The 13,459-nt window shown below is 72.6% G+C and carries 10 protein-coding genes; 6 read left to right on the forward strand and 4 right to left on the reverse strand.

Going from position 1 to position 13,459, the window contains the following annotated elements; genetic code table 11:
- Positions 1 to 74 precede the first annotated feature (74 nt).
- The 4 genes from FL311_RS13740 (at position 75) to FL311_RS13755 (ending at position 7,588) form a co-directional block, all read left to right on the forward strand.
- Complete coding sequence (locus tag FL311_RS13740; RefSeq protein ID WP_228556856.1) at positions 75 to 2,690, forward strand: penicillin-binding protein 1A; 2,616 nt, start codon at positions 75 to 77, stop codon at positions 2,688 to 2,690.
- Positions 2,691 to 2,926: 236 nt separating this feature from the next.
- Positions 2,927 to 4,270, forward strand: coding sequence for a VCBS repeat-containing protein (locus FL311_RS13745; protein WP_141325607.1), 1,344 nt, complete (start codon positions 2,927 to 2,929; stop codon positions 4,268 to 4,270).
- Positions 4,267 to 5,637 (forward strand): peptide ABC transporter substrate-binding protein, encoded by a 1,371-nt coding sequence (locus FL311_RS13750; RefSeq protein ID WP_141325596.1) that lies wholly within the window; start codon positions 4,267 to 4,269, stop codon positions 5,635 to 5,637. The genes FL311_RS13745 and FL311_RS13750 overlap by 4 nt, the downstream gene beginning before the upstream one ends.
- 277 nt (positions 5,638 to 5,914) lie before the next feature.
- Positions 5,915 to 7,588: an ATP-binding protein gene (locus FL311_RS13755; RefSeq protein WP_141325597.1), complete on the forward strand. Its 1,674-nt coding sequence runs from the start codon at positions 5,915 to 5,917 to the stop codon at positions 7,586 to 7,588.
- 270 nt (positions 7,589 to 7,858) lie between these two features.
- Here the strand turns inward: FL311_RS13755 and FL311_RS13760 are convergent, their stop codons facing one another.
- Together FL311_RS13760 and raiA are read right to left on the reverse strand one after the other, a co-directional pair.
- Positions 7,859 to 9,937: an MXAN_5187 family protein gene (locus FL311_RS13760; RefSeq protein WP_141325598.1), complete on the reverse strand. Its 2,079-nt coding sequence runs from the start codon at positions 9,935 to 9,937 to the stop codon at positions 7,859 to 7,861.
- Positions 9,938 to 10,082: 145 nt separating this feature from the next.
- On the reverse strand, positions 10,083 to 10,442 hold the full coding sequence (raiA, locus tag FL311_RS13765) for a ribosome-associated translation inhibitor RaiA (RefSeq protein ID WP_141325599.1): 360 nt from the start codon (positions 10,440 to 10,442) through the stop codon (positions 10,083 to 10,085).
- Positions 10,443 to 10,607: 165 nt separating this feature from the next.
- On the opposite strand from raiA, the gene FL311_RS13770 reads away from it, so the two are divergent.
- Both FL311_RS13770 and FL311_RS13775 read left to right on the forward strand, forming a co-directional pair.
- A complete protein-coding gene (locus FL311_RS13770; protein ID WP_141325600.1) occupies positions 10,608 to 10,994 on the forward strand; it encodes a response regulator in 387 nt (128 codons plus the stop codon).
- Positions 10,995 to 11,078: 84 nt separating this feature from the next.
- Complete coding sequence (locus tag FL311_RS13775; protein WP_141325601.1) at positions 11,079 to 11,525, forward strand: DUF2007 domain-containing protein; 447 nt, start codon at positions 11,079 to 11,081, stop codon at positions 11,523 to 11,525.
- 8 nt (positions 11,526 to 11,533) lie between these two features.
- Here the strand turns inward: FL311_RS13775 and FL311_RS13780 are convergent, their stop codons facing one another.
- A complete protein-coding gene (locus FL311_RS13780; protein ID WP_141325602.1) occupies positions 11,534 to 12,487 on the reverse strand; it encodes an N-acetylmuramoyl-L-alanine amidase-like domain-containing protein in 954 nt (317 codons plus the stop codon).
- A complete protein-coding gene (locus tag FL311_RS13785) occupies positions 12,484 to 13,446 on the reverse strand; it encodes a HEAT repeat domain-containing protein (protein ID WP_305036149.1) in 963 nt (320 codons plus the stop codon). Before FL311_RS13785 ends, FL311_RS13780 begins: the two co-directional genes overlap by 4 nt.
- Positions 13,447 to 13,459: the final 13 nt, after the last annotated feature.

Below are 13,459 nucleotides of genomic sequence, written 5' to 3' on the forward strand. Positions count from 1 at the left end.
ACCTCCAGGCGGGCGTCGGGCCGGTTTCCGCCGCCGGCCCATCGGTCTAACGTGCGGCCCCCGTCGAGAAGCACATGACCCTGGCCCCTGTGATGCCCACTCCGCCCGAAGCCCCGCCGCCCTCCACGCCGCCGACCGCGCCCAGCCCGGGGCGGGGCGCGCGCCTCTGGAAGTGGACGAAGCGGCTCTTCATCACCGGCGTGGTGGGGCTCGTCCTGGTCCTGCTCGTGTGCGTGGGCGCGTACGTCTACTACAGCCGGGACTTGCCCTCGGTGGACGCGCTGCGCACGTACGAGCTGCCGCAGGTCACCAAGGTGACGTGCGCGGACGGCAAGGTGTGCGCCGAGTACGCCTACGAGAAGCGCACCGTGGTGCGCGTGCAGGATTTGCCTCCGCACGTGCGCGACGCGTTCCTCGCCGCCGAGGACGCGGACTTCTACAAGCACGTGGGCCTGGACCCGTTCGGCATCCTCCGCGCGGCCATCAAGAACCTCATCCCCGGCAGCCGCAAGTCCGGCGCGTCCACCATCACCCAGCAGGTGGTGAAGAACCTGCTGCTGTCCCCCGAGCGCAAGCTGTCGCGCAAGATTCGCGAGTGGATCCTCACCCCGCGCGTCGAGGAGGCGCTCACCAAGGACCAGATACTCAGCCTCTACATCAACCAGTCCTACTACGGGCAGCGGCGCTACGGCGTGGAGGAGGCCGCGCTCTATTACTTTGGCAAGCGCGCCAAGGATTTGAGCGTGGGCGAGGCGGCGGTGCTCGCGGGCACGGTGCAGATTCCCCACCGCATCAACCCGGTGACGAACATGACGCGGGCGAAGTCGCGCCAGCGCTATGTGCTGGGGCAGATGGCCGCGCAGGGCTTCGTGCCGCGCAAGGTGGTGGACGAGGAGCTGGAGAAGCCCATCGTCCTGGCGCCGCGTCCGGAGCAGGCCGTGGGCCCGTACTACGCGGAGGAGATTCGCCGCACGCTCATCGAGCGCTACGGCGAGCACGCGGTGATGCAGGGGGGCCTGCGGGTGGACATCGCCATGGTGCCCGGGCTCCAGGTCGCCGCCGAGCAGGCGGTGCGCGAGGGCCTGGAGGCGGTGGACCGTCGCCAGGGCTACCGCGGTCCCAAGGGCACGCTGGAGGACGCGCAGTGGACGCGGCTTCGGGCCATGGTGCTCACCCGCATCGAGGAGGCCGGACGTCGGCAGAAGGACCAGGGCTATGTCGCGGACCTGGAGCCCCTGGCGCGCGTCACCGCGCCGGGAGAGCCCCCCAAGGAGGTGGCCACCGCGGAGGCGGACGTGGACGGCGCGGAGGAGCAGCGGCCGGAGCTGACGCCCGAGGACGAGGCGCCTCCGTCCGAGGAGGAGCTGCTGGTGCGCGCGGTGCGCCTGAAGCCGCTGGAGGAAGGGCTGCGGTTGACGGGCTACGTGACGGAGCTGGACGAGAAGCGCAACGTGGCGCGCGTGGACCTGGTGGGCCGCACCGCGGAGGTGGCCTTCCCGGGCGTGAGCTGGGCGCGGCAGAAGGGCAAGGGCGCGCCGAAGAAGATTGGCGACGTGTTCGAGAAGGGGCAGCTCGTCTTCGTGCGCGTGCTGAAGGCCCCGCCCGCGCCGGCCTTCGTGGAGGCGACGCTGGACCAGGTGCCCGTGGTGCAGGGCGGCCTCGTGGTCATCCGCCCCGACAACCGCAACGTCGTCGCGCTGGTGGGTGGGTATGACGCGGAGCGCTCGTCGTTCAACCGCGCCACGCAGGCCCGACGTCAGCCTGGCTCGTCCTTCAAGCCGTTCCTGTACGCCGCGGCGCTCGCGAGCGGGCGCTACACGCCGCTCTCCCAGGTCAACGACGCCCCCGAGACCATCCGCGACCCGTACACGGGCAAGGCGTGGAGGCCGCAGAACTATGACCGCCAGTTCGAGGGGCCGATGACGCTGCGCCAGGCGCTCACGAAGTCGAAGAACACGGTGTCGGTGCGGCTCATCGAGGCGCTCACCCCGCCCACCGTCATCGACTTCGCGCGCCGGGCGGGCATCCGCTCCGCGATGCCGGAGAACCTCACGCTGGCGCTGGGCACGGGCGAGGTGACGATGCTGGAGGCGGTGAACGCGTATGCCACGCTCCAGGCCAACGGGAAGCTGGCCGAGCCGCTCATGCTGCTGCGCGTGCGGGACTCGCGCGGCAAGCTGCTGGAGGACCACCAGCCCGCGTTCGAGGAGACGCTGCCGCCGGCCGTCGCGTACCTCACCACGTCGCTGATGCGCAGCGTGGTGGAGGAAGGCACGGCCAAGGCGGTGCGCGAGCTCAACCGTCCGGCCGCGGGCAAGACGGGCACCACCCAGGAGAGCAAGGACACGTGGTTCTCCGGCTACACGGCGGACTGGGTGGCCAGCGCGTGGGTGGGCTTCGACGACAACTCGCCCTTGGGTGGCAGTGAGACGGGTGGTCGCGCCGCGCTGCCCATCTGGTTGCGGTTCATGCGCGTGGCGCACGAGGGCCTGCCCGCGCGCGAGTTCGAGGTGCCACCCGGGGTGCTCCAGGTTCGCATCGACCCCGCGACAGGGCTGCTGGCCGGCTCATCCGTGCCGGGGCGACTGGAGCCGTTCCTCGAGGGGACGCAGCCCACCGCCGAGGCACCGCCGCCCGGACAGGTGACGACGGATGAGTTCTTCCTCGATGACGGCAGGAAGGGTCTGTGAGCCGAGCTCTCGTCCTCGCGCCGCTGCTGGCCTCGCTGGCGGCGGGCGCGGCTCCGGCCTCAGTGGGTGAGCTGGCCCCCGCCGTGCGAAGGCTGCCGCCCGAGGCTCCCGTTGCCATGTCGGTGTTCGAGGGAGCGGCCTCGGCAGCTCCTGGCGAGGTCGCTACCGCCGTGCGGGCCTGGCCCGCGCTGTCCCTCGTGGCGGCGGGAACAGGACTGGCATCGTCCGCCGAGTTGATGACCGCCGTGAGCGCCTGGCCCGCGCTGTCCTTCGTGGCGGCGGGCGCGGCGTCTTCCTCCTCGGAGGGCGCATCCGCTGTTCAGCGACTCGCGGGTGAGCTGGCCACCGCCGTGCGGAAGCTCCCCGCCGAGGCCCCCGTGGGCCTGTACCTGTCGGGAAGCTCGGCGGAGCTGCGGCGGGCGGTGGGCAGTGTGCTCACTTCACGGCTCGCCTCGGCGAACCTCGCCCCCGTCCTGGTGGATGCGCCGAGCGCCGAGGCCGCGGAGTCCGTGGCCCGGGCCCAGGGTGCCCGCACACTGGTGCGGCTGACGCTGGATGTGGAGGCTGGCGCCCTGCGGGCTCGTGGCGATGCGCTGGGCACGTGGGTGAACTTCTGGTCGGGCCGGGTGCCGACGCGTCCGGCGAAGCCCTCGGGCGCGCTCGTCGAGTCGGTGGACGCGGACGCGGAGGTGCTCGCGCTGGCCTCGGTGGGCGCTCCCGCGACCACGCCTCCCACCGCGGGGGCTCGGAGTGTGCGGTTGTTGGGGGCCGTGCTGGCGCGACTGGAGCAGCCCATCGCCGCGCTCGCCGCGGGCGACCTGGATGGTGACGGGCGGGATGAAATCGCGGTGCTGACGGAGGCGGAGGTCTCCGTCTTCGACGCGGACGGACGCCTGCTGGCTCGACGCGAGCTGGACGGCCTGCCCTTCTCGAATGCGCCCACGCGAGAGCCCTTCGGCGCGCTGGCGGTGCTTCCGGGGCCGCCCCGCCTCGCCGCCTGGAGCACCCGGCGGGCGCAGGGGGAGCTGCTCGTGCTCGACAAGGGGCGTGGGACGCTGCGGCCCGTGGGGACCTTGGACAGTGCCCCGCTGGGCCCCGCCGAGCGCGGGAGCTTCGTCCCCGGACAGACGGCGTTCCAGGCCGAGGTGCGGCTGGCGGACGGCAAGCCCGTGACGCTCTCCGCGCCCTTCACCACCGCGGGCTTCGCGTCCCCGAGGATGTTGTTCGTGCACCCGGATGGCACGGGCTCGCTCTATTCGCGCGCGGGGACAACGCCCACGCGGTTGAGCGGACTGGGAGCGGGCAGCGCGCTGGGGGACCTGGATGGAGACGGCACTCCGGAGCTGCTCACCACGTCGCCCTTGTTGCAGCCCTCACCGGATGCGCTGCGGGTGCACGCGCTCAATGGCGCGGACCCTACCGTGCATGAGCCACTGTGGCAGGGGGCGCTGCCTCCAGGGCGCGCGCTGTACGTGGTGACGGCCAACCTGGACGGCGATGCGCGTCGGGAGGTGGTGGTGGGCCTGTTGAAGCCGGATGGCACCGGTGAGCTGTTCCTCCTTCGCCAGGGTGCCCCATGACGCCGCGTCTCGCGCTCGCCAGTCTGCTCCTCCTCGGCGCCTCGCCCTCACTCGCGGCGGGGCGGACGCGTTATGGCGGAGAGGTGCGCATGGCCCACGCGGGGCCGCCCGAGGTCGGGGAGCCGTCGCTCGCGGACACGCCGCTGGAGGCCACGTTGCTGGGCCTGCTGTCGCGCCCCGTGTGCACGGTGACGCCGGAGGGCGAGGCCCATCCCGCGCTCGCCCGGGAGATGTCGCGTCCCACGCCGCAGGTCTCGCGCCTGACGCTGCCCAACGCCGCCACGGCCGGAGCGCTGGCTCGCGCGTGGATGCGGCTGTCCAGCGCGGAGGGCGCCTCGCCGTACCGTGCGCTGCTCTACCCGCTGCGGGGCGAGGGGCGACAGGTCAACGCGAGCGACGCCACGCTGGAGCTGGCGCTGTCGTTCCCCTGGCCCGACATGGAGCGCGCGCTGTGCCATCCGGCGCTGGCCGCGCCCGTGTCTGGCACTCCGGCGGGGCCGTTCTCGTCGGCGGGGCGCGGCGCGCTCGATGCGCAGACCCGTTGGCCTCGTGGGAGGCCGTACCTGGACCGGCTGCTGCTCACGGCCACCGATGAGCGGGGGCTGGCGCGCCTGTGGTCCTCGCGACAGGTCCAGGTGGAGCTGGGCGTCTCGTCCGAGTCCGACACCGTGTCGGGCGCGATGCTGTACGCGACGTACCTGGCGTTCTCGCCCCGTCGGCTCCCCGCCGACTTCCGCCAGGCGGTGGAGAGCTCCATCGACCGGGAGGACCTCACGCGGCTGTTCGTGCATGGGCCCGCGGTGCCCATGCCGCACCTGCTGCCTCCCGCGCTGATGCCGCAAGGACCTCGGGCGCGGCCCACGGCGCCTCCCTCGGGCCCGTCTCGCAAGGTGACGCTCATCTACGACACGGCGCTCGAGGACCAGCGCGCGGTGGCCGAGCGCATCCAGGTGAAGCTACATGAGCGGGGCTACACCGTGGCCCTGGAGCCCTTGTCGCGAGCGGCCCTGCGAGCGCGGTGGGCCAAGGGCGACTTCGAGCTGATGCTGCATGCGCTGATGCTGCCGCCCGCGCCGGGGCCCGCGCTGGCCGTGGTGCTGGACGCGGGTGGGCGCAAGGATTTGCTCGGCGTGGAGCTGCCCGCCATCGGCGCCCTGACGGACATGGCGGCGCGCGACGCGAGGGCCCGTGAGCGTGCGTTGGCGCTGGCCGCGACGCTGCCCCTGCTGCCGCTGTATGCGCAGGGTCTGGGCGTGCGCGCCATGCCGGAGGTCGGCGGGCTGGTGATGGACACGCAGGGCCTGCCGACGCTCGACGGCGCGTTCCTGCTGCCCGCTGAAAGTGCCTCCATGGGAGGGCGCCCATGAGAGTGACGCGATGGGCTCTCCGCGCGGGTGAGCGGCGAGCCGGCGCAGCCGACATGCGGTGGAGCATTGCCCCAGTCCACCGAGCACGTCGCGCAGAGAGGCCATCGGTGCGCTCGGCACGACCTCCTCATTGCGAAGGTGCGCGGCAACCGAACTCCGCGGACGTGCATGGTGGCGGTCCTACGGCCCACGGAGAACTCCGCGATAGGACGGCATCCATGCACATGACGCGATGCCCGAGTGGCGTGGATGAGCCACACGCTTGGAGGAGCCACTCTTGAGACTGAGGACCCGGCTGGCGCTCGCCTTCGCGCTGCTCGCGTTGGTTCCTCTCGCGGTGGTCGTCCTCCCCACGCTGTCGCGCCTGCGTGACACGCTCTCGCGCGAGCTGGATGCCCGCATGGAGGCGGCCACCCTCAGCGCGAAGGAGTCGCTGGAGCGCTCGGCCGCGACGGCCCGCCGCGCGGTGGAGGAGCTGGTCGAGAGCCCCGCCATGGAGGACCTCGCCCGCGAGGCGCGCGAGCGCCCCACCCGCGCCATCCAGGCCGGCACGGCGGAAGCGCTGATGAAGACGCGCGGCCTGACGGTGCTCGCGCTCTTCGACCGAGGGGGCACGGTGCTCTCCTCGGGCCACCTGCCCGCGCGGCGCGGAGACCCGGACCCTGTCCTCTTCGCCGTCACCCGCGAGTCGTCCCCCAAGCCCGTCCCCGTCCGCGTGGAGGTGCGCACGTCGTCGGGGCTGCGGCAGATGCCCGCGCTCGTCACCGCGCGGCCCATCGACTACGGAGACCTGCGCCTGTGGGCCGTGGGCGGCGTGCTGCTCGATGACAGCCTGGCGCAGCACCTGGCGCGACTGACGCAGGCCCAGGTCACGCTGGTCTCTGGAGAGAACGAGCTGGCGCGCGCCGGCACCGCGCTGCCACCCACGGTGGCTCGGGAGCTGCCGTTGGGGGACACGGCCACGGTGCGGCTGGTCTTCAGTCGCGCCGCCGCGCGCGAGGCCGAGGAAGGCGTCATGCGCGCGTTCGTCCTGCTCGCGGGACTGGGCGGTGCGTTCGCGGTGCTCCTGGGACTGCTCGTGTCCCGGTGGATGACGAGGCCCGTGGAGGCACTCACGGAGGGCACCCGCCGAGTGGCCGAGGGCGCGCTGGACGTCCAGGTGACGGCGGATGCCACGGGCGAGGTGGGCGAGCTGGTCCGGACGTTCAACCACATGACGTCCGAGCTGAAGGCCACCACGGAGCGACTGGTGGCCAGCGAGCGCATCGCCGCGTGGCAGGAGGTGGCGCGGCGGCTCGCGCATGAAATCAAGAACCCGCTCACGCCCATCCGCATGTCGCTGGAGACGTTGCTCGCCGCGCAGGAGGCACGTCATCCGCGCTTCCCGGAGCTCTTCAAGGAGAGCGCGGGCGTGGTGCTGGAGGAGGTGGACCGGCTGCGTCGCATCGTCGACGAGTTCAGCCGGTTCGCGCGGATGCCCAAGCCGCAGCTCGCGCCGGTGGACCTGTCCGAGCTGGCGCAGAGCGTGCTCGCGCTCTACGCCACGCCACCCGAGGGCATCCAGATTCTCCCCGCCCTGCAGACGGGCGTGGTGGCGCGGGTGGACCGGGACATGCTGACGCAGGTGCTGGTCAACCTCGTGAAGAACGCCGAGGAGGCCATGGCCGGCAAGGGCGGCAACCTGCGCGTGCGCGTGAAGGGCACGGACACCGACGCGCTCATCGAGGTCGAGGACAGCGGGCCGGGCATCCCCCTGGAGCACCGGGCGCGCATCTTCGAGCCGTACTTCACCACGAAGGACGGAGGCACCGGGCTCGGGCTCGCCATCGCGGCGCGCATCCTCCAGGAGCACGGCGGCAAGCTCGAGGTCGGCGGCGAGCCGGGCCAGGGCGCGCGCTTCAGCGTCGTGCTCCCCCGCGCCGAGAGCCTCGGCACCGTCAGCGCCCGGTAGGCCAGGCGCCTCGAACCGGCGTCCAGCGCACGGGCCTGGGACACGAGGCCTCGCGCGGGCGCGGCCCTCGCGACGCACTGCCTGTGGGGAACAAGGGGCAGCGAGCCTTCTGCCTCGAATCGATACGAAACGCGCGGACGTGTCTGGAGCCCAAGCACCCCATGCACGCACCAGACACGCGCCGCCGCGTGACGCGGCCCCGGAAACGAACGAAGCCCGAGGCAACCTGCGCCCCGGGCTCCGAATGTCACCTCACGGTGAGCGCCTCGCTCAGTCCTTGACGGGCGTGGCCTTGAGGGCGGCCTTGCCCTCCTTGACGTAGACCTGGAAGCGCACCGTCTTGCACGCGTACTTCTGGACGAGCTGCTCCTTGTTCTTGCGCAGCTTCTGCACGAACTTGTCGTACGTCAGGCCGTCGGCCGGCTCGCCGCAGCGCTCGCGCGTGGTGACGAACTCGCGGAAGACCTCCTGGAAGTGCTGCTCCTCGGAGAGCGCCACCGCGGAGTTGCCCGAGGGCCCCGCGCCCGGCAGCGGAATCGCCGCGGGAGCCGCCCCACCCCGCGCCGGCAACGGAATCGGAGCGTCGGGAGGACGCGCGCTCGCCTGGAGCAGCTCGCGAGGAATCGCCGCGACGCGCGTCGTCTCCGGGTTCTCCGGAGACTGCGCCGCCGCCAGCGCGAACGGGTTGGCCGCCTGCTGCAGCGAGTACGCCGCCGTGGGCTGGTCCTCGAAGGCGAACGCCCCCCGACGCGGCGACGCCGGCGACAGCGACTCCCCATTGGGCTCCGGCTCGAACGGCATGGACGACGCGGAGCCGAACGGCGTCGCGGGCGGCACCGCCGGAGGAGGCGGCGTCGAGGCAGGAGGCGCCGGGAACGGGAACGGCTCCGCCTGGGCGAACGGGTCCGCCCCACCGAACGGGCTGGACGGAGCCGCCGAGGGAGGCGGCAGCGCGAACGGGTCCGCCATCGGCGCGGGCGCCGCGGCAGGGGGCGGCAGCGCGAACGGGTCCGCCCCGAACGGCTGAGCGGCCGCGGGCGCTGGCGCCGCCTGGGCGAACGGATCCGCCCCGAACGGCTGGGCCGCGGGAGGCGGCGGCGCGGAAGCGAACGGGTCGGGCAGCGGCCCCGGCGTCGGCACGGGAGGCAGCGGCGAGGACGCGAACGGGTCCGGCAACGGTCCCGGCGTCGGAGCCGCGGCCACCGGCTGCGGCGGGGGAGGCGTGGACTGCGCGGCGGGCACGGCCGCCGGAGCGCTCGCCGCCATCGCGGCCGACAGGCTCAGCGTGTCCGAAGAGCCCTGGACCTCGTCCCCCGAGGCCCGAGCGCCGCCCATCATCGCCGCCCACACCAGCGTCAGCACCAGCAGGCCCGCCAGGGCGAAGAGCGCGCCCTGCTGATAGTCCGCCAGCGCGCCCAGCACCGCCTGCGTCCCGGCCACGGAGAACACCTCCACCGAGGTCCCCTCCAGCGTGCGACGAGAGGCCACCGCCAGCGGCGCCTGACCGCCCATGACGTCGCCGTCCGTGAGCATCGGCAGCGCGACGGGCCCCAGGTTCTTCACGGCCCCACGGCGCACCACCGCGCCGTTCGTGTTCGCGGCCACCTGCGCGAGCGAGCCCTCCGCCAGGAGCTTGTCCGGCCCGAAGGCCGTCACCGAGTCCCCCTTCACCAGACCGAGCGCCGTGACGCCCGAGGCCTGCACCGCGGCCTCCAGCGCGCCCTCGTCGAACAGCGGCGCGCCCACCACCAGCGTCACCGCCGGCTGCACGCCGAAGTCCCCGCCCCACAACACCGGCACCGCGGCGAACACGTGGGTCGTCCCCAGCGCGTCCACCACCGTGGTGCCCGCCTTCACCAGCGCCGCGACATCCAGCTTCGCGCTGTCGGAGGAAGGCTCCCCGCCGACAACGGCGTGGAACGCCGCGTCCGGAGCGGCCAGCGCCACCACCGCGCCCTTGAGCTCCTTGGGCAGCACGGCCTCGGCGGCGGTGCGGATGGCGGAGAAGCGCTCGGCGGTCAGCGGCTGCAAGCCGGCCTTGTCGTCCTCCTTGTCCTTGTCGCGAGAAGAGGCGCCGTACTGGGGACGCGCGGGCGTGGCGGGCCTGGGCGGCTGCAGCGCGTGCACCGCGCTCGCCACGTCCGGCGTGGCGGCCAGCTTCAGCGCCAGCGCCTGGACCTCCGCGCGACGCGCATCCACGCGGCGCGCCACCTCCGTCACGCCCGAGGCGGACTGAGCCGTGGCTCCTTCCACCGCGCGCGCGCGAAGCGGTCCCGACAACATCGGGAGATGAGCAAGCCCCAGTCCGATGACCAGGAACGCGAAGAGGAGGAACTTGAGGCGGACCATCGCCGTCCTTTAGCCCATGGGTGAAGGGTTCCGCTTATAGCGTTCACCATTCGGACCCAGCAAGATTCGGACAGCGGACAACTGGGGCCCGGCCGCCTGGCCCACAGCCAGGAAGACCGGGCCCTACACCCTGATACGTGTTGCGCTAATAGGTGGGCACGTTCGCCGCCACGTCGTCGGGCAGCCCGTCCGTGCGCACCTCGCGGCGCCGCTCCACGGCCTTGCGCACGCTGCGCTCCAGCCGGTCACGCGCCGCGTCGATGGCCTGGAACAGCGTCTCCGCCGTCTCCGTGACGTGGATGGCCGCGAAGTTCGGCACGCGCACCGTCGCCCGACACTCCTTGTCCACCCCGCCCTTGGGGCCGTTGATGTCCACCAGCGAGATGTCGATCTCCGCCGCCTCGTCGTCCGCGTACCGCTCGATGTGGCTCACCAGATGTTCCTGCAGATAGTCCCTCAGGGAATCCGTCAGGGTCAGATGCACGCCCCGCATCAACACCTTCATGGCATCACCTCCGGGGCCAAAGATGGACAGTCCCTGGCGGATGGACAGCCCATTGCCCCGCGGTGAGGGACGCTCTTCCGGCCGCCTGCCCTCCGAGCGGCGCGGCACGGGTGGCGCGGCCTTCGCGGCGGACGTTTCCGACAGGTGCCAGGGTTACCCAGACGCATGGGTGCCGAGCGAATCAAGGTCCTCCTCGTCGAGGACGACGCAGACAGCCGGGAGCTCCTCGCGGAGCTGCTCGAGTTCGACTTCGACGTCGTCACGGCGAGTGACGGCCTGTCGGGCTTGAGGGCCTTCGAGAGCACGCATCCGGACGTGGTGGTGACGGACGAGTCCCTGCCGGGACTGACGGGCACGGAGCTGGCCCGGCGGGTGAAGGCCCGCTCCGCGCACACGCGCGTCATCCTGGTGTCGGGCTACACGCAGGTGGATGGCGCCGAGCACTGCGACTTGATGCTGCGCAAGCCCATCGACGTGGAGCGGCTGAGCAGCGCCGTGGGCAGGTTGGGGGAAGAGGCCCGCCACTGGTCGGGCGACGACGCCCGGCAGTGAACGGAAGGATGGGCCCCAGGTGCCGCGACGGGACAGCGGACCTACCATGTCCCTCCAGGACATCCACGGGCAGGAGGGACGGACATGAGATACTGCACCAGCTGCGGCTCGGAGTACCGGGATGACATCGAGCAATGCGCGGACTGCCCGGGCAGCCCCCGGTTGGTCGAGGCCAGCGAGATGAGCCGCCGAGGCCTGCCACTGCCCCACGAGCTGGACCAGCGCGTCTTCGCGCGCGCGGGCACGACGGACAACCCGCTCATGGTGGAGGTCTTCACCGGGATGCTCGAGGAGCGGGACATCCCGGTGCTCGTGCGCGCGGGACGCTCGGGCGTGGTGGACAAGCTGACCACCGGCAACCTGCTCCCCTGGTGGGAGATTCTCGTGCCCGAGGAGATGCGGGAGCGCGCGGCGCTGCTCATCGAGCGAGAGCGCGCCCAGGAGGCCGCCACCAATGACGAGGCCGCACGGGCCGCCGAGGAGGAGGAGCGGGAGACCGAGCGCTCCTCGCCCCCGCCGCCCGCCTTCTGACGGCCCCGTCAGGGTGAGCGCACCACCGCGCTGGAAGGAGCGCTGTCGGGCCTGCGCGGCTCGAAGAGGCTCACGCCGGTGACCTTCCACTTCGCGTAGCGCGAGTTGCGCGTGAGGAAGGTCTCCAGGTCCTCGTCCACCACGCGGTTGTAGCCGCCGCGTGAGGCGTGACGCAGGAAGGTGCGGTGCTTGCGCTGCACCACGAAGCCCAGGTGGGTGATGCGCGTGGCCTTGAGGGGCAGGTCCTCGCGCATCACCACGAGGATGGTGCCGGAGGGGATGTCGCGCGCGTGCGCCATCACCTTCTCCAGCGGAATCATGTTCAGCGCGAACGTGCCCGTCGGCTGACGCTCCCGGGGCAGCTGGAGCGACTGCGAGGAGCGCGACTGCCAGGTGGTCTTCGTCAGCGTCTTCGTCACGCTGACGGCGTCCTCACCGCCGAGCGCGCGCGTCACGTCCCGCAGGAAGCCCTTGCGGATGTTGTTGGGCAGCCACTGCGCCTCCATCAGGTGGTTGCGGTCCTCGTACGAGGGCGTCTGGGCGTAGCGGATGTGCTCGAGCAGCGCGCCCACCTCCGGCTCGGAGCGCGCCAGCCCCAGCGCCATCGACTGCTCGACGAAGGTGAGGCAGTCCACCGCGTCCAGGCGGAAGGTCGGGTCGGGGTCCACGCCCGAGCCCTCGCCCAGCGGGGACAGCACGTAGGGCGTGTTGATGAAGCGCGCGCTCATCGACAGGAGCCGCTCGGAGAGGGGCGCCTCCGTCGCCTGGGCCACCAGGGCCGCGAAGCCGCTCGCGTCCAGGCCCGTCCAGCCGTTGGCGCGCGCGGGCGTGGCCGTGGCCGCCTGGGCCGCGGCCGAACCGGATTCCACCAGCCGCGCGGCTCCGGGCGCGACGTCCTGCTTCGAGGAGGCCCCCGGCGCCTGGGTGAGCAGCGCCGAGGCCAGCACCACCGCCCACGTCATGGCGCCACGCCCGCCCTTCGCAGGATCACCTTGCGGCGATCATCCGGGAGCTGCAGCGTCTCCAGCTCCTTCTCGTACGCCAGCTTCTCGTCGCTCTTGGCGTTCCACGACGCCAGCACCAGCCAGTCCAGCATGGACGGGTCGCCGCCCTGGTAGAGGATGCGCGCGGCGCCCGCGGCCAGCGTGCGGTCCTTGTCCTCCAGGAGGGGCTTGAGCGCGGGGCTCGCCTTCTTCGCCACGACGCCCTCGAACAGCTCCAGCCCCTGGCGCCGCTTGAAGCGGTCCGAGTCGGCGAGCAGCTTGTTGGCGAAGGCGAAGCCCTCCGGGGCACCCAGCCGGCACAGGCCGCGCGCCGCCGCGAAGCGGGTGCTCTCCGAGTCGTTCTCCAGGAACTCCTTGAGGGACTTTGCCTGCTTGGCGTCCCCGGCCTCGCCGGCGGCGGCCAGCATCGCGGCGCGCACCTCCAGCTCCTGCTCCTCCTTGGCGGCCGCCATCAGCGCCTTGCCCACCTTGGGGTTGCGCGAGGCGCCCAGCGCGCGGGCCGCGTCCCGGCGCACGCCGCTGCTCTTGTCGTTCAGCAGCGGCAGCAGCACCTGCACGTTGCGGCTCTTGAGGCGGGCCAGGCCCTGCGCGGCGTACATGCGCACCGTGCTGTCCCCGTCGCCCGCGAGCTTCACCAGCGCGGGCTCCGCCGAGCGCGTGTCCAGCCCAGCGAGCACCGCGACGAGGTTGCGGCGGACCCGCTCATCCAGGGCGCGGCGCAGGGCCTCGGTGATGAGGTCCGCGGCGAAGGGCTCCTCGCGCAGGTAGCGCAGGCGGGAGACGGCGGCGGGCACGGCGCCGCCCTGCAGGACGGTCTGGACCACCTTCTCGGTCTCGGCCTGGCGCTCGGCGCGCTTCGCGGCGGATGCCTGGGCGGACAGGGCCAGGGGGGACACGAGCAGCGTCAAGAGCAGCAGGAGGCGGGCGGGG

The sequence above is a fragment of the Myxococcus sp. AB025B genome (genome assembly GCF_006518215.1).
Lineage (GTDB): Bacteria > Myxococcota > Myxococcia > Myxococcales > Myxococcaceae > Myxococcus > Myxococcus fulvus.